We start from the raw sequence: 16,660 nt of genomic DNA, 5'->3' as shown, positions 1-16,660 counted from the left end.
TAACTCTTTTTCCGGGTGCCAATCTAACAAAGGTATAGTTTAGTACATCAATATATCAGATTGATCTAAAAGAAGCTTTTTGGCGTTTAATCCGCAAATTTTTTCAATATCTTCTTTTTCCAGATTTGATCTCTCAAGCTCTGAAAAATATCTTGAGGGGTTTAAAAGAGGAAAATCACTCCCAAACAAAATCTTGTCAATTCCGGCAAGCTCTTTTGCTTTAAGGTAAATCTGTGGGTCATAAAGAAATGGCGATGCGGCTGTGTCGAAATATATATTTTTCATATTCTCTTTTACTTCTTTTTTTAAAAGATTAAAGAAAAATATTCCTCCGCCCCAGTGAGCAAGTACAATTTTATTGTCCTGAAATTTTTTAATCAGATTATAAATTTGTAAAAGAGTGTTAGCGGTTTTGCCTGGATAAATATGCCCTACCGGCTCATTTGTGTGGATTAATACAGGCACATCTTTAGCTTTACAAATATCCATAACAGGACTTAATTGATTTAATGTTTCTTCATCAATGCCTGACTCGTAAAAAGCAAGCTCGCCAATACCGGCAAGACCGTCTTTTAAGCATCGTTCAGCTTCTTTTTGCGCATTAACATTGAAAGGATCAAAACAGGAGAGCCCTATAAGACGATCGGGATATTTACTGACAGATTCAATTATATAATCATTGTTGAATACAAAAACTTCATCATTTTTCCAGGGAAAGCCAAAAACAACTGTCATATCCACACCGTTTTTATCCATTGCTTCAATTAGTGTTTCCGCACCTACCAGTTTAGAGTTCGGGGAATCGTACAAAAGTTTAAAGGCAGGTTCTGATTGAAAATATTTTTCTCTGTTTCCGGAAATTTTTTCCGGAAAAATATGTGCATGAAAATCAATGATCACTTTTATGACTCCTATTATATCCTACCACAAAATGATGGTTAATTAAATTTTTGGCTAAGATATAAAACAAGATATTGACTGAAAACAATAATCGGATATATTCAACAATATGTTACTAAGGAGGTCAATATGTATTTTGATAAACCAGGTAAAATAAATACTGAAAAAACTCTTAAGCTTGCTTTTGAACGCGGGAAGGCTTTAAAAATTAAAGAGGTGGTTGTTGCTACATCCAAAGGAGATACTGCCAAAAAGGCCCTTGAAATATTTGAAGGTTTCAAAGTTATCGCAGTAACATACCATAGCGGTTTTAAAGAGCCTTTTAAGCAGGTTATGCCTGATTCAGCAAAAAAATATCTTGAAGAAAGAGGTGCTGTTGTTATCTCAGCAACCCACGCATTATCAGGTGTTGAAAGATCAGTTGCAAAAAAGTTCAGCGGTCTTTACCCAGCCCTGCTGATAGCCGAAACCTTAAGGCTGTTTGGACAGGGTGTCAAAGTAGCTGTTGAGATTTCAATAATGGCCGCCGATGCCGGAGTGCTGACAGGAAACGATATAATTGCCATAGGCGGCACAGGCACAGGAGCTGATTCCGCCCTTGTATTAAAACCTGCAAATCAATCTGACATGTTTAATATGCGGATCAGGGAAATTGTCTGCAAACCAAGTACTTTTTAGCAATGTTTTTTATAGCCGGGATCTCTCCCAAAACTATATTAGTAGATGAAAACAAAAGATTATGCCCTGTATGCGGTTTGGCAAGAGCGTATTACAGACGCGTTGACCAATATTTCACCCTTTTTTTTATTCCACTGTTTCGTGTTAAAAAAGGCGAAGAATATTTAATGTGTGAAAAATGCGAGCAGGATATAAAGGATTTCGGATTCGGAAATGATTCCTTAGAAACCGGTGAAATTGTAACATGCAATAGTTGTGGCCAAAAAATGCAAACAGATTTCATATTCTGTCCATACTGTGGGAAAGCTAAAAAATAAGAGCTTTATAAATATAAATAAGTTAAAGGATTTCGCCATTATTTTTACGGGAAAGAATAACTTTGTTTGTAAGTTTTATAATCAAGCCTGAAAATGATTAAGGAGATTAAAATGCCTAAACAATGGGTTTACATGTTTGATAAACTTGATCTTGCCGAGGAATATGTCGGTGGAGACTGGGAAGATGTTCGAGCACTGCTTGGAGGAAAAGGTGCAAACGTTGCTGAGATGATACGCATAGGAGTTCCCGTTCCGCCCGGTTTTACCGTAACAACCGAAGCATGTAACGCTTATCTTGCAGAAGGCGGGGCTTTTCCTAATGGTATGTGGGAACAGGAATTGGAGGCTCTAAAGGAAATAGAAAGTGTAGCCGGTAAAATATTCGGAGACCCCAATAATCCTTTGTTTGTTTCCTGTAGGTCGGGAGCAAAATTTTCAATGCCCGGAATGATGGATACTGTATTAAACATTGGTCTAAATGATGAAACCGCCCAGGGGTTTGCCAAACAAATTGGCGATGAGCGCTTTGTATATGACTCATATCGCAGGTTTGTGCAAATGTTTGGAAGTGTTGTAATGGGGATACCAGATGAAAAATTTGAAGATGTTATTACCCGCGCACGCACAGTTTCAAAAGTTAAAACTGATGCGGAACTTTCTGCTGATGTATGGAAAAAAGTAACCGAAGATTTCAAAGAAATTTTCAGGCGGCATGCAAAAAGAGAATTTCCAACAGATGTTTATGAGCAATTAAGTCTTGCAACAGAAGCCGTTTTCAAAAGCTGGAACGGAAAAAGAGCTGTTGATTACCGTAATGCAGCAGGCATTCCAAACGATCTTGGAACAGCAGTCACTATTATGGCCATGGTTTTTGGAAACATGGGTAATGACAGCGCAACCGGTGTTGCTATGACCCGTAATGGTTCGACCGGAGAAAAACAGATTGAAGGAGATTATCTTGTAAATGCCCAGGGAGAAGATGTTGTAGCAGGCATTCGCCTAACCAAAGACCTCACAGAATTAAAACTGGAGATGCCGGCTGCTTACGATGAATTTGAAAAAGTGGCCAAACAGCTTGAAAAACACTACCGCGATATGCAGGATGTGGAATTTACCATTGAAAAAAGCAAGCTATGGATGCTCCAGACAAGAGATGGCAAACGAACCGCCCAGGCTTCAGTAAGGATTGCCGTTGATATGGCTGAAGAGGGCCTTATCACACGTGAAGAAGCGGTTCTTAGAGTTAGCCCCGATCAGGTAGATTTTTTCCTTCATCCCCAGTTTGACCGTAAAGCGGTTGAAAATGCCAAAGCAGAAGGCAGATTACTTGCAACTGGGCTTAATGTTTCACCAGGTGCAGCCGTGGGTGTTGTTGCCTTTGATGCCGATCGTGCCGAAACATGGGCAAGGGAAGGAGGCAAAGAGGTTATAATGGTTCGCCCTGAAACACGGCCTGATGATGTTCATGGAATGCTTGCAGCAAAGGGTATTTTAACAACCCGCGGAGGAAGAACAAGTCACGCCGCACTTGTTGCGCGCCAGTTTGGAAAACCAGCTGTTGTAGGTGTATCTTCGCTTAATGTAGATCTAACCAGGCGAAGGATGAGTGTTAATAATACCGTTATTCATGAGGGCGACTGGATATCGATTGATGGAACAAGCGGCGAAGTTTTTATTGATAAATTATCTACAACCATTCCCGACATAAAAGATCCCTGGCTTATAAAGCTTCTTTCATGGGCGGATGAATTCAGACGACTCGGGGTTTGGGCTAATGCCGATTATCCCCGTGATGCACAAAGAGCCCGTGACTACGGAGCTGAAGGTATAGGGCTTTGCCGTTCAGAGCATATGTTCTTTGAAGCCGAACGACTTCCTTTTATTCAAAAAATGATTATGACTGATTTTTCGATTGAACGGCGTGAAGCCATATATGCAATACTCCCATTTCAGCGGGATGATTTTGCAGATCTGTTTCGTACTATGGATGATCTTCCAGTGATCTTAAGGCTGCTGGATCCTCCGTTGCATGAGTTTTTGCCAAATAACATTGAACTTATGCGTGACCTTTCGGATTTAAAAATCAAAATACAGAAAGTCGCAAGTCTTGATGAAATCAATGATCTGCTTTCGCAAATAAGAGTTAAGGAAAATATTCTAAAGCGTGTTGAGAGCTTGCAGGAATATAATCCCATGCTTGGAATGAGAGGAGTACGCTTAGGGATTCGTATTCCGGATCTGACCAGAATGCAGGTTCGGGCGATTTTTGAAGCCGCATGCATTGTAAGTAAAGAAGGTGTAAAGGTTCATCCGAAAGTTATGATACCTCTTACCAGTCATGTTAATGAACTTAAAGTACAGCGTGAAACACTTGAAGCTGAAGCTCTGAAGGTCATGGAAGAACAGGATATGCAAATTGATTACCAGTTTGGAACCATGATTGAGCTTCCCCGTGCAGCCTTAACCGCTGACCATCTTGCTGAATACGCATCATTCTTCTCTTTTGGAACAAACGATTTAACACAGACAACTTACGGTATATCAAGAGATGACGCCGAGTCCGGGTTTCTGGTTGAATATCTTGGTTCCGGCATTTTACCGGACAACCCTTTTGCAACTATTGACAGGGATGGGGTAGGTGAGCTGATGAAAATCGCTATAAAGAAAGGGCGTTCAGTAAAACCGGATATGGAATGCGGTATTTGCGGCGAGCACGGAGGAGATCCAAAATCCATTATGCTCTGTCATGAACTTGGGCTTACTTATGTTTCGTGTTCGCCCTTCAGGGTTCCGGTAGCAAGACTTGCAGCTGCACATGCAGCATTGATTGAAAAGAAAAAAAAGAAACAGCTATAAATTATTTGCCATAGACATGAACGGTGTACTGGCTCCAGAGACTGAGGATGCTAAGCGTTTCAATATCGGCAAAATATACTTCATTCAAGCCGCTCTGCTTGGCAATATCTCCTATGGCATTGCTGTCCCACTTTATATCTACACGATAATGAATATGTTTGATATCGCCTTTTTTGCTTTCGGCAGGCCCTATGGGCGTCTTGTCGGCATTGATATCTAAAGGAGTTGTGATATGAGTATAAACGTATCCTTTTGGACGAAGATGCATACACGCCGTCAAAGCAGGTACTATTAAAAGTATGGCAAAAAAAATACGGATACCTTGCATGAATTGCATACTCTTTTTTCCGGGGTTCAGGTTAATCGCCATAAACGATAGTCGTATTTTTGCAGTAAAGACCTAAAAGAATGCTGACAGACTGCCTGTCCATATGATTGATCACGGAAATTTTACCGTTTAGTGCCGCAGCTGCCGTACTTGCATCACCCCAGGCCACAATCCATAAAATTGAATAAATGCTTGCCTCTCCCACTTTATCTCCGAGAACCGTCTTATTCAGATCTGTGTCATACGGTGTCTTGACATTAACATATGCACACCCCGGAAAAGCAATTATCAAAACAATTATAAGCATCCATGAAAATTTTTTCATTATTTCCCTCCGCAAAAAAATAATAATAGCCGGTTTTTTTATAGCTGGATATATTATCGGAACTGTTTTTTATGTCAAGCTTTTAGGGGTGATTTCAGCATAGGCAGTAAATACGGCCGTGATTATAACTTATCCGAATCGGATATGCTAATAAGCACACTGACCGGTTCGATAACGCCTTCGGATTTTATAAAATTATTAAGGCGGCTAAGCAAAACAGGAGTGACTTCATGCCCTCTTGATATCAGCAAACGACCGGCTTTTGATCGTACATCTTCGTTTAGAATCATACCGGTTTTGAGATCGGCAAATAACATATCGGATATTTCGTGCTTTGCTCCACCTCCGGCAAGATATTCCATGGCAGACAATACATCAGGATCATATTTTTCAGGCAACTCTTTAAGCTGTTTTATAATTTTAAGTTTTTCAATTCCTTTTGCTTCTAAAATATCAAAATCGATAACCGCTTTTAATATTCTTGCTCCAACAGGAATAGTATTTCCTTGCCGATTGTCTTTAGGATTACCTGATCCGTCGAAGCATTTATCCTGATAACGTATGATCTCAGCCAGTTTGTCCAAACGGGGAATTTTAGTAAGCAGATCGGATGCTATCATAGGATGCATATCGTACAACTGGGCGTCTTCTCCGGAAAGTTCTTCTCCTCTGTATAGTTTCTTCAGTGCTTCCTCCGGCAGGATTACGCATCCGATCTGCGAAAGCATGGCCGCCATTTCAAGCAACCATATATTAGAAAGACCGAGCTTTTTGGCAATCTTCTTGACATGGTGTTTGATTCTTGAAGACCTTCCAAAAGCTGCCGGATTTATCAGAGATAGTATTTCGTTTAATACCGATATCGCCCCCTTAAGGGTTTTTTCAAGAAGCTCCTTTTCGGCAATTACCAATCTATATTGTCTGATGCCAAGATTAATGACATTTTTCAAAGTATCCGGAGAACAGGGCTTTGTAAGAAATTGAAATAAATTCCCTTCATTGACCGCCCGAATAGTTTTATGGAGGTCGGCATTGCCGGTCAGCATTATACGGACTGTATCCGGCGCAATTTCTTTTGCCTGTATAAGAAATTCAATCCCGTTCATTTTGGGCATCTGGAGGTCGGAAACAATTACCGCATAATGGCCGTTTTTTTTTATTACTTCAAGCCCCTCAACAGGATACTGCACAGTATCCAGATTAAAATCTTTTCTCAAATGCCGCCTTATTCCGTCCAGGAAATTAATATCATCATCTACAATAAGAATTTTTTCATTCATTGCTTTGCCCTTCATAATTGATACTGGTGCCGATTTTATACCACCCGGCAATTCGTTCGGTTAAGCCGATTTTATCCAAATAATCGTAATCAATGTTTGGAATATTTTCTGCCGATAAATCCGGTTGATCTAAACAATGTTCAAGCCCGTTGGCCATATGTACAATGGTTAAGGGAATAAAACCTTCTATAGTGTAGTATGCAGGAGAGTGATGAAATGCGACAAGTTCTACAATAATATCCGGCATTCCCCAAAGCCCTATTAAATATGCACCTACTAAAGAATGAGTTGTTCCAAATATTTCACGCTCAACTTCGGTTTCGGGAATATTTTGATTTTTTGCCCTGTGAAGGGCCTCGCTATATTGCTCCGGCATATTGGCTGCGAGAACCAGTTTGCCGACATCATGAAGCACACCGGATATAAAGGTTTCGTCTGCCATATATTTAGGGAGGTTCTCCATAAGGGCCAATTTCTTGGCAATTGCTCCGGTCTTTATACTATGGTTAAGCAGTGATTCAATTTTAAAGGGAAACGAATCATTGTGTTCATACTTGGAAAATATGCCGATTGAAAGAATAAGTGCTTTTACAGTATCAATACCAAGAAGACTTACTGCTTCTTCAGCATATGATATGTGCCTTGGGATGCCATAAAAAGAGGAATTGACAAGTTGAAGAATTTTAGCAGTCATGCCAAGGTCTTTAGCAATTGTTTCTCCAATATCCTTTATCGAACATTCAGGTTGCCCAAGAAGCTCAATTATTTTGGAATAAAGAATTGGAGCGCTTGGCAAAGAATCCATACTGGAAATAAGCCGTTGCAGTTTATCATTTTTGAGAAGATCGCGTAATGCAATAGACCTGTTTATTGTATTTTTCAGTACATCAGGAACACATGGTTTTGCAAGATACTGGTGGGCCGATTTAACGGATTTTAAGGCAGCAGTGCTATCCGATTGACCGGAGAGAATAATTCGGACAACTTGCGGATATTTCTTTCTCACTCTGCCAAGAAGTTCGGCACCATCCATTTCACGCATACGCATATCAGAAACAACAACATCAAAGGGCAGCTTTTCCATAAGTTCCAATGCTTCAAAACCGTTTATGGCAAATGCCATTTCCCAGCTGTCTTTCATAGGTCTTAACATACGCTTAAGACCTTGTAATATCATCTCTTCGTCATCTACAAAAAGTATTCTTGTTTTCACGTTATCCACCCAAAGGTTCAGAGGCATCTCTAACCGGAAGACATATAGTAAAAGCGGTTCCGCCTCCTTCTTTCGTTTCAAAACTTAATCTGCCACTGTGTTTTTGTACAATTATCGAATGAGAAATGGCCAGGCCCTGGCCTGTCCCCTTTCCAACTTCCTTTGTTGTGAAAAACGGATCGAAAATCCTGGCCCGGATATTTTCAGGTATTCCGGTTCCAGTATCCCTGATGGTTATTTCCACCCAGGCATTCTTTTTGCGGGTTGACAGATAAATAACCCCCTTTTTATCCGGAGATTTATTCACAACATCAGAAACAGCATGAGCAGCATTGACTATTATATTTAAAAAAACCTGGTTCAGTTCGCCTACATGACCGAAAACCATAGGAAGAGATTCATCAAAATCTGTCTCAATATCCGCAGCATATTTCCATTCATTTCGGGATACGGTAATGATATTTTCAAGGGCATGGTTTATATCAACGCCTGCTTTTGCATCTTCTCCGGGGTGAGAGAAATCCTTCATGGAACGAATAATCTTAGCGACTTGCGCTACACCTTCCTGTGTTTGTTGTATGGCCAAAGGAATTTCTCTGGTAAGATAATCCAGATCCATTTCTTCAATAGACTTTTGGGCTTCATAAACAATATTATCTGTCTGCTTTCCATTTTTCACGGCATCCATTAATTGACGGAAATACCTGATCAGGCTCTCTATATCTTTGTAAGTATCCCGCAAAAAAAGGATATTGTCCCCGATATACTGAATAGGTGTATTAATCTCATGAGCTATACCAGCCGCCAGTTGTCCGATTGATTCAAGTTTGTTGGCCTGGGCGAACTGAAGTTCCATCTGTTTTCTTTCTGTAATATCAGCTCCCATTAATAAAAATCCGGTCTGGTCCGTTTCTTCAAGAAACATCGGATTTAATGTTATCCCTAAATATCCGGATTTTCCATCTGCTTTTGCAAAAACAACATCATCAACACGGATAGGCTTGCGGCTGTTTATGCATTGATTTATTCCGGCTTTTATCTTCTCCCATTCCCATAAACAGCCGCATTCGTTAAGGGGAATTCCCTTGACTTCTTCAGATTTGATTCCAAAGATGTTTTCCGCCATGTTATTCCAGACTGTAATTAATCCGTTTGAATCTACTCCTATTAAAAATGAAGAAATTGAACGAATTAAAGCTTCATTTTCAATGCCTAATTCAATCAGTGAGTCCTGTGTATTTTTGAGATCGGTAATATCGTTCAGTATGCCTATAAGGCCGGCTACTTTACCACTTGAATCCTTATATGTAGCCTTGTTGCAAACAAGGTAATGCTTGCTTCCGTCTTTATGCAGGATCTCTTCTTCTGTTTGCTGATGTAGTTCGGGATTGCTGAAAGTTTCTAAATCGTATTCATGGTGCTTTTCGGCTGCTTCTTTTGGCAATATGTCAAAAACTGATTTTCCTACTAAATATTCTCTCTTTTCTCCTAAATATTCTTCGAATGCACAGTTACAACCCAGACATATCCCATCCGTGTCTTTATAAAATATTGGATTTGGAATGACATCTATAAGTGTTTGTAATAAATCACGCTGTTCCTTCAACTCTTTATTCGCATTATCTAAATATAAAGTTCGTTCAGAAACAAGTCGCTCGAGTTGTTGCTGGTAATGCTGTACTCCGCTTTCAGCTTCCTTGCGTTCGGTAATATTTTCATAACTGACTAATGTTCCAATAATGTTACCGTAATGATCACGCATAAAAATCTTACATGTATCTATCCAGATTTGTTTTCCGTCAGCACGGATACGAGAGTTTGTAATATGGTATTGTGAAGTATTGCTATCTATTATATTTCGTTCAATAACATCATTATAATTCACATCAATATTATTCCATTCCAAATCTGAATCCGTTTTTCCCACAATATCGGCTTTATTATCAATGCCTGCCTCTTGAGCAAAATTTTCGTTGCAACCTAAATAAATACCATTTTGATCCTTCCAGAAAATATGCTGTGGCAAACTATCAATAACTAATTGCAGCCAGTTTGGCTTCTTATCATGAGGTTCGCTAATTGTTTTCAACAAATCATGATCGGAAGGTGTTTTATCTAATTTATTATAAATTGTTTTATTGCCCATAAAGAAATCCTTATAGCGCTACATTTTATTGTTCGGCATATATCAAAATATCTGGTTCGGGCAGATCACCCCATGCCTGGCAACAGATTTTTTACGAACTGCCAAAATAAATCTTTCAACATTCGTGCCAAAAAATCGCAATAATTCAGGGCAATCAAAATTCATTACGAATAAGATAGTATTTCAAGTATATATATATTCACACTCTCCGTTTGAAGTCATTTGCTATATTTGTTGCCCTCGAAAGTTTTTCCTGTTTTTGGGTTTAAAATTCCATCAGGTGAACAGTTTGTGCCGGATGATTCAATTTCATCTGCTTCAAATCAGGCTTTGCTGTAAAAATTAATTGACTTACAACTATCAATTGCTTATTCATGCAAAAATCTATATGATTTTATACACAAAAAATAATGGCATATAACGTACTTTTCGGAAAATACATATGAGCAGCAAAATTATAATAAATGCGGTAGATACTGCCGAATGCAGAATCGCAAAAGTAAAAGACAATAAACTTGAAGAATTCCAAATTGAAAATGCTGCAAGAGAGATTACGCAAAGCAACATTTACAAGGGAATAGTTACGCGTATTGAACCTAGTCTTCAGGCTGTTTTTATTGATTACGGAGCAGAACGCCACGGGTTCCTGCAAAAAAATGAAATCCACAGCGACTATTTTCACGACAGTGATTCCGGAGATCATTCCATAACAAGCATAGTCCAGCCGGGGCAGGAATTTCTGGTACAGGTTATAAAAGACCCTATTATGAAAAAAGGGGCAATGCTTTCAACATTTATATCTCTTGCAGGAAGATTTGTAGTACTTATGCCCGGAAGCGAAGGAATCGGCGTCTCCCGCAAAATAAGTGATGAAGAAGAGCGTAAAAGACTTAAAGAAACAGTAAGCAACATAAAAATTCCGGAAGGATTTGGAATTATAGTAAGAACCGCCGGTATCGATAGTACAAAAACGGAAGTATCCCGTGATATTTCATATCTTTTAAGACTTTGGAAAAACATAAAAAGCAGTGTTATGAAGGTGAACTCTCCAGCGCTGTTATACAAAGAAAGAAATCTGGTTGTAAGATCCATAAGGGATTATTTCACTTCGGATGTTAATGAAATTCTTATAGATGACCCGGCAGTACATCGGGAAGTTAAGGATTTTATAAAAATAATTTCGCCAAAGCATGCAACGATTGTAAAATTATTCAAAGGCGATAAACCTATATTCACAAAATTTCAGCTCGAAAGCCAGATTGATTCCATTTTTGAAAATAGAGTAAAGCTTAAATCCGGAGGCTCTATAGTTATTGTGCAGACCGAAGCGCTTGTAGCTATAGATGTCAATTCAGGAAAGGCTACACAAACAAAATCGATTGAAGAAACGGCTTATGTAACAAATCTTGAAGCTACAGAAGAGATAGCACTCCAATTGCGCTTAAGAGACCTGGGAGGTCTTATAGTAGTTGATTTTATAGACATGAGAGATTCCAAACACAATTTACAGGTTGAAAGGGCTTTTAAAAATTTTGTTAAAGAAGATAAAGCCAGAATCAAGTTTGGCAAAATATCAAGATTTGGCTTAATGGAGCTTTCAAGGCAAAGGATCAGACCTTCAATCGAATTTGGAAGCTATGAAATATGCAATCATTGTAAAGGAAAAGGAGTAACCCCATCGCCTGCAACCCAGGGACTTAGTTTCTTGCGAAAACTCAGCCTCGCTACTTTAAAAGACGATATTGCAAGTGTAAAGGGAATTGTGCCACTTAATGTTGCAGACTATTTATCAAATCAAAAACGTAAAGAAATTTTTGATCTTGAAACAAGACGCAGTTTAAGCATACGTATAGAGGGAAACAGCGCCATGTTGCCGGGAGAATGCGAAATTATCTGTGAAAAGGCATCTTGTTGACACTCCCTTTCGAATCCTGTATCAAGCATAAACTGTTTTTTAAGTTTTCAGTTAACGTTCAACCGTAAACTGAATGCTAAGGTCAATATGCAAAAAGCTCAAATCTCGCACAGCAAACAAACTTATAAAAATCTTTAATTGCAAATAACCAATTACTATTACAGGGAATTATGATATCAAGATATACCAGAAAAATCATGGGCGACATCTGGACGGATGAAAATAAATACAAAACCTGGCTTATGGTCGAGGTGCTTGCCTGCGAAGCCATGGCAAAAATAGGAAGGATTCCGGAAGCCGCAGCTTTAAATATAAAAAATAAAGCAAATTTTTCAGTCGATAGAATTAATGAAATTGAAGCTGCTACCAAACATGATGTAATAGCCTTTTTAACAAACGTGGCAGAATATGTTGGCCCGGATTCAAGATATATCCATATGGGACTCACATCATCGGATATTCTCGATACGAGTATGGCGTATCTGCTTAAAGAGGCAGGCGGAATAATTATAAAAGACTGTGATGATCTTATTGATACTATTAAAGAAAAAGCCTTTAAACACAAAGATACTGTCATGATAGGCCGTTCACATGGGATTCATGCAGAACCTATAACTTTTGGGCTGAAATTATCCGTATGGTACGATGAGATGAAAAGAAATAAAAAGCGTTTCCAAAGTGCCATAGAAACGATCAGCTACGGTAAAATGTCAGGTGCTGTAGGCACCTTTGCAAATATTTCTCCGCAAGTTGAAGAATATGTATGTAAAAATCTTGGTTTAAAACCGGCCCCCGCCTCTACCCAGATTATTCAAAGAGACAGATATGCCGAGTATTTTACAAGCCTTGCCATAATGGCTTCTTCAATTGAAAAAATGGCTGTTGAGATCAGGCATCTTCAAAGAACTGAAGTACTTGAAGCTGAAGAATCTTTTTCCAAAGGGCAAAAGGGTTCATCGGCTATGCCTCATAAAAAAAATCCAATTGGCTCCGAAAACATGAGTGGACTTGCAAGGGTAATAAGGGCAAACTCCATGGCTGCTTTGGAAAACATACCATTATGGCATGAAAGAGACATAAGCCATTCATCTGTTGAACGAATCATAGCGCCGGACAGCACAATACTTATGGATTATATGTTAAGCAGGTTTACAGGTATAATCAAAAATCTGGCGGTATATCCTGACAGGATGACTAAAAACATGAACGCTCTAAAAGGACTTATATTTTCACAGCAGATTCTTATAGCGCTCGCTGAATCCGGCATAAGCCGTGAGGATGCATATCAAATGGTACAGACGCATGCAATGAAGGTGTGGGATGAAGATAAGGATTTTAAGACTCTTCTAACCGGAGACGAAAAAATATGCAGCCTTCTTGGCAAAGATAAAATTGAAGAAATATTTGACGTTAAATATCATTTAAAGTATATCAGCACCATTTTTGACCGTGTTTTTAATTAGTAAGATAATTTTATGCAACTGGTTCGGCAGACAGTTTTAATTATATTAAGTTAGCAACAATTTCGATTTATAACTATACAGAATAAAGGAGGTTTAATTTGATCGGTATAGCATACGCAATGGGCCAGGGAGGAGCAGCCTCTGGGCAGGGAGGCGGTTTCGCAGCGTTTATTCCACTTATTCTAATGTTTGCAATTTTCTATTTTCTTCTTATCAGGCCGCAGCAAAAAAAGGCCAAAGAACATCGGGAAATGATAGCTAATGTTAAAAAAGGAGATAAAATAATTACAAGCGGCGGTATTCACGGAACAATAACAGGAATGGATGATAATACAATAACGGTTGAAATTGCCGACAAAGTTCGCATAAAACTAAACCGCGCAAACATTTCCGGCCTTGCTGGGTCGCAATCTGGAAAAAACACAGATACCGGCAAAGACAAAACGAGTTGATTTTTCACATTTTGAAACAATATTATATGTAAGTTCAAAGTCTTAAGCGAAAGGAACTGATCATTGAAGATTTTTTCATGGAAATTATATTTATCCGTTTTGGTACTGATTGCAGCAGTTATATATCTTCTTCCGACATTTAAGCCTGATATCTGGCCCGACATCTTGCCTAATAAAAAGATAAATTTAGGGCTTGATCTTCAGGGTGGCATGCACCTTGCTCTTGAAGTTGAAAGTGAAAAAGCCGTTGAAAGTACTATTGAACGGATGGCAAACGATCTTAAAGGAAGTATAAGAAGTGAACATTTAAGATATGAAAAGATCGAACGAATTGAAGGCACAAAAATATCAATTATTATAGAAGGTCAGAAAAACATTGACGGTTTTAATAAGATCCTTGACAAGGAATTTAAGGAACTTCGCATACTCTCACGGTCTTTGGGAAATGATCTTCTTAAAATTGTGATGGATCTTCCCGAAAAAGAAACTGAAAGCATCAAAAGGCAGGCTATCGAACAGGCGCTTGAAACCATAAGAAACCGAATCGACCAGTTCGGGGTAAGTGAGCCGGATATAAGCCTTGAAGGTGAAAACAGAATCATTGTCCAATTACCGGGAGTAAAAGATACGCAGAGGGCAAAGGAACTTATAGGCAAAACAGCTTTACTTGAATTCAAGCTTTTGGATGAAATGCATGACGTTGAAAAAGCATTATCTGAAGGCGCGCCTCCCGGAACCGAAATACTTTATGAGATTAAGGAAGATTATCAGTCAAGACGTATCACAAAAAAGCCTTATCTGGTAAAAAAACAAACGCTTTTAACCGGCGCTTCCCTTTCAGGAGCTTCTGTCCAGATAGATTCCCAGTATAACGATCCCTATGTAGCCATAAATTTTGACAACAAGGGAGCAAAGGCATTTGAAAGGATAACAGATGAAAACGTTAAAAAACGTCTTGCAATCGTATTGGACAATAAGATTTATTCGGCCCCGGTAATACAGGAAAAAATATCGGGAGGCCGTGCCCAGATTACAGGAAGTTTTACACCTGAAGAAGCCCGCGATCTTGCTATTATCCTTCGTGCAGGCGCACTTCCTGCCCCTGTTAATATCATTGAAGAAAGAACCGTAGGGCCTTCCCTGGGAACCGATTCAATCAACAAAGGTCTTCTCTCCATGTGGGTAGGCGGTCTTCTCGTTTTTGCTTTCATGATAATTTATTATAAATGGTCAGGAGTTGTGGCAGATATCGGCCTTTTCTTTAATATTTTAATGATTGCAGGAGCTCTTGCAGCCTTTCAGGCAACACTGACTCTGCCTGGAATTGCAGGTATAGTTCTTACTATAGGCATGGCGGTTGATGCGAACGTGCTTATATACGAAAGGATAAGAGAAGAACTCTTACTTGGCAAAACCCCCAGCGCTGCAGTAAACGCCGGTTTTGACCGGGCGGCATTAACTATTCTTGATGCAAACGTAACAACGCTTATCGCAGCTCTGGTTCTTTTTCAATTCGGGACAGGCCCTGTGAAAGGTTTTGCTGTAACACTTAGTATAGGTATTGTAACAAGCGTTTTCACTGCGCTTATCTTAACGCGTATCATATTCGAATATTTTATATATGATTTTAAAATTAAAAAATTGAGCATATAGGTTCGCACAGCATCATATCGAAACAAATTTTATATTTATTAATACTCAACAAAAAACAAGGGGCGGTTAATAAATGCGGTTAATAAAACCAAATACAAAATTTGACTTTGTTGGTCGACGGTATATTGCTTTCAGTGTATCAGGCTTATTGATATTGATCAGCATTATTTCCTTATTATTTCATGGCGGGCTAAATTACGGGATTGATTTTTTAGGTGGATCAATTCTTCAGTTAAAATTTGATACAGCCGTTGAAATAAGCCAAATTAAAGCCGGACTTGAATCAGCTGATATCAGCAAATCAACCGTCCAGACATTCGGAGAAGTTAAAAATAATGAATATCTGATAAGAACGGATACCCCGGTAACGGCAAACCAGGAGTTTACCGATAAATTAGAGCAAAGTTTAAAATCCACTACAGGACAAATTGCTGAAATACGCCGTGTTGAAATTGTCGGCCCGAAAGTAGGTAAGGAATTGCAGAATAAAGCCTTGCTTGCCATATTTTATTCTCTGCTTTTTCTTGCAATTTACATATCCGGCCGGTTTGAATTAAAATGGATGGCAAGTGGAATCATTGCAGCAGCTCTTATGGGTGTGGTATATTTTTTCTCGGTTTTTAAAATCAACATGGTCATTATTACCGGTGTTGCTCTTTTGGTTACATTCATTTTTTTCTGGCTGATGGATCTCAAATACGCAATGGCCGCTATAGTAGCTCTTGTACATGATGTAATAATAACCGTAGGCATGTTTTCACTTTTTAATAAAGAATTTAACCTTCCGATAGTTGCAGCAATCCTTGCTATTATCGGATACTCGTTAAATGATACCATTATTATTTTTGACCGGATACGTGAGAATCTGAAAAAAAATAGAAAAATAAGTCTTACAGGTATTATAAACAAAAGTGTGAATGAGACTTTAAGCCGAACATTTCTCACATCCGGGCTAACCCTTGTTGTTGTGATAGCACTGTTTGCTTTAGGCGGAGGAATTATTCATGACTTCGCTTTTGCTCTTTTGGTAGGAATAATAATCGGAACCTATTCTTCAATATATGTCGCAAGCCCTATCCTTATTGCATGGACGGGAAAAAGAAAGAAAAAATAAATGTGCGTGACAGGCTCTGA

At 38.9% G+C, this 16,660-nt stretch carries 14 protein-coding genes; 8 read left to right on the top strand and 6 right to left on the bottom strand.

The window, feature by feature from the left end:
- Nucleotides 1-39 precede the first annotated feature (39 nt).
- Entirely contained in the window at nucleotides 40-900 is an 861-nt protein-coding gene (locus KKC46_00970; protein ID MBU1052385.1) for an amidohydrolase family protein, read from the bottom strand.
- 129 nt (nucleotides 901-1,029) lie between these two features.
- Between KKC46_00970 and KKC46_00965 the strand changes: the two genes are divergently transcribed.
- From KKC46_00965 to ppdK, 3 genes are all read left to right on the top strand, one after another.
- Nucleotides 1,030-1,578: a hypothetical protein gene (locus tag KKC46_00965; GenBank protein ID MBU1052384.1), complete on the top strand. Its 549-nt coding sequence runs from the start codon at nucleotides 1,030-1,032 to the stop codon at nucleotides 1,576-1,578.
- 2 nt (nucleotides 1,579-1,580) lie between these two features.
- Nucleotides 1,581-1,895, top strand: coding sequence for a zinc ribbon domain-containing protein (locus tag KKC46_00960; protein MBU1052383.1), 315 nt, complete (start codon nucleotides 1,581-1,583; stop codon nucleotides 1,893-1,895).
- A 111-nt stretch (nucleotides 1,896-2,006) separates the two neighbouring features.
- The gene (gene ppdK / locus KKC46_00955; GenBank protein ID MBU1052382.1) at nucleotides 2,007-4,751 is read left to right on the top strand and encodes a pyruvate, phosphate dikinase; all 2,745 of its coding nucleotides are present in this window, start codon (nucleotides 2,007-2,009) and stop codon (nucleotides 4,749-4,751) included.
- Between the two features lies 1 nt (nucleotide 4,752).
- Here the strand turns inward: ppdK and KKC46_00950 are convergent, their stop codons facing one another.
- The 5 genes from KKC46_00950 to KKC46_00930 all read right to left on the bottom strand — a co-directional run bounded on the left by KKC46_00950 (nucleotide 4,753) and on the right by KKC46_00930 (nucleotide 10,043).
- A complete protein-coding gene (locus KKC46_00950) occupies nucleotides 4,753-5,088 on the bottom strand; it encodes a hypothetical protein (GenBank protein ID MBU1052381.1) in 336 nt (111 codons plus the stop codon).
- Between the two features lie 22 nt (nucleotides 5,089-5,110).
- On the bottom strand, nucleotides 5,111-5,404 hold the full coding sequence (locus KKC46_00945) for a TRL-like family protein (protein ID MBU1052380.1): 294 nt from the start codon (nucleotides 5,402-5,404) through the stop codon (nucleotides 5,111-5,113).
- A 122-nt stretch (nucleotides 5,405-5,526) separates the two neighbouring features.
- On the bottom strand, nucleotides 5,527-6,684 hold the full coding sequence (locus KKC46_00940; protein MBU1052379.1) for a response regulator: 1,158 nt from the start codon (nucleotides 6,682-6,684) through the stop codon (nucleotides 5,527-5,529).
- On the bottom strand, nucleotides 6,677-7,897 hold the full coding sequence (locus tag KKC46_00935) for an HDOD domain-containing protein (GenBank protein ID MBU1052378.1): 1,221 nt from the start codon (nucleotides 7,895-7,897) through the stop codon (nucleotides 6,677-6,679). Before KKC46_00935 ends, KKC46_00940 begins: the two co-directional genes overlap by 8 nt.
- A 1-nt stretch (nucleotide 7,898) precedes the next feature.
- The gene (locus KKC46_00930; protein ID MBU1052377.1) at nucleotides 7,899-10,043 is read right to left on the bottom strand and encodes a PAS domain S-box protein; all 2,145 of its coding nucleotides are present in this window, start codon (nucleotides 10,041-10,043) and stop codon (nucleotides 7,899-7,901) included.
- Between the two features lie 442 nt (nucleotides 10,044-10,485).
- Between KKC46_00930 and KKC46_00925 the strand changes: the two genes are divergently transcribed.
- The 5 genes from KKC46_00925 to secF all read left to right on the top strand — a co-directional run bounded on the left by KKC46_00925 (nucleotide 10,486) and on the right by secF (nucleotide 16,640).
- Nucleotides 10,486-11,958, top strand: a complete 1,473-nt coding sequence (locus KKC46_00925; GenBank protein ID MBU1052376.1) for a ribonuclease E/G — start codon at nucleotides 10,486-10,488, stop codon at nucleotides 11,956-11,958.
- Nucleotides 11,959-12,128: 170 nt separating this feature from the next.
- Entirely contained in the window at nucleotides 12,129-13,421 is a 1,293-nt protein-coding gene (locus KKC46_00920) for an adenylosuccinate lyase (GenBank protein MBU1052375.1), read from the top strand.
- 98 nt (nucleotides 13,422-13,519) lie between these two features.
- The gene (gene yajC / locus KKC46_00915) at nucleotides 13,520-13,873 is read left to right on the top strand and encodes a preprotein translocase subunit YajC (GenBank protein MBU1052374.1); all 354 of its coding nucleotides are present in this window, start codon (nucleotides 13,520-13,522) and stop codon (nucleotides 13,871-13,873) included.
- A gap of 63 nt (nucleotides 13,874-13,936) precedes the next feature.
- Nucleotides 13,937-15,526, top strand: coding sequence for a protein translocase subunit SecD (gene secD, locus KKC46_00910; protein MBU1052373.1), 1,590 nt, complete (start codon nucleotides 13,937-13,939; stop codon nucleotides 15,524-15,526).
- 73 nt (nucleotides 15,527-15,599) lie between these two features.
- Nucleotides 15,600-16,640 (top strand): protein translocase subunit SecF, encoded by a 1,041-nt coding sequence (gene secF / locus KKC46_00905; protein ID MBU1052372.1) that lies wholly within the window; start codon nucleotides 15,600-15,602, stop codon nucleotides 16,638-16,640.
- The last annotated feature ends 20 nt before the right edge of the window (nucleotides 16,641-16,660 follow it).

The sequence above is a fragment of the Pseudomonadota bacterium genome (genome assembly GCA_018817425.1).
GTDB lineage: Bacteria > Desulfobacterota > Desulfobacteria > Desulfobacterales > RPRI01 > RPRI01.
Note: the sequence above shows the minus strand (reverse complement) of the source record. Positions and strands in the feature narration are given on the sequence as shown.

What these genes read in the sequence shown, in the direction of transcription:
- KKC46_00920 (MBU1052375.1), top strand. Translation starts at nt 12,129, where the DNA reads ATGATATCAAGATATACCAGAAAAATCATGGGCGACATCTGGACGGAT.
- KKC46_00925 (MBU1052376.1), top strand. Translation starts at nt 10,486, where the DNA reads ATGAGCAGCAAAATTATAATAAATGCGGTAGATACTGCCGAATGCAGA.
- KKC46_00940 (MBU1052379.1), bottom strand. Translation starts at nt 6,684, where the DNA reads ATGAATGAAAAAATTCTTATTGTAGATGATGATATTAATTTCCTGGAC.
- KKC46_00960 (MBU1052383.1), top strand. Translation starts at nt 1,581, where the DNA reads ATGTTTTTTATAGCCGGGATCTCTCCCAAAACTATATTAGTAGATGAA.
- KKC46_00965 (MBU1052384.1), top strand. Translation starts at nt 1,030, where the DNA reads ATGTATTTTGATAAACCAGGTAAAATAAATACTGAAAAAACTCTTAAG.
- KKC46_00945 (MBU1052380.1), bottom strand. Translation starts at nt 5,404, where the DNA reads ATGAAAAAATTTTCATGGATGCTTATAATTGTTTTGATAATTGCTTTT.
- KKC46_00930 (MBU1052377.1), bottom strand. Translation starts at nt 10,043, where the DNA reads ATGGGCAATAAAACAATTTATAATAAATTAGATAAAACACCTTCCGAT.
- KKC46_00950 (MBU1052381.1), bottom strand. Translation starts at nt 5,088, where the DNA reads ATGCAATTCATGCAAGGTATCCGTATTTTTTTTGCCATACTTTTAATA.
- ppdK (MBU1052382.1), top strand. Translation starts at nt 2,007, where the DNA reads ATGCCTAAACAATGGGTTTACATGTTTGATAAACTTGATCTTGCCGAG.
- secF (MBU1052372.1), top strand. Translation starts at nt 15,600, where the DNA reads ATGCGGTTAATAAAACCAAATACAAAATTTGACTTTGTTGGTCGACGG.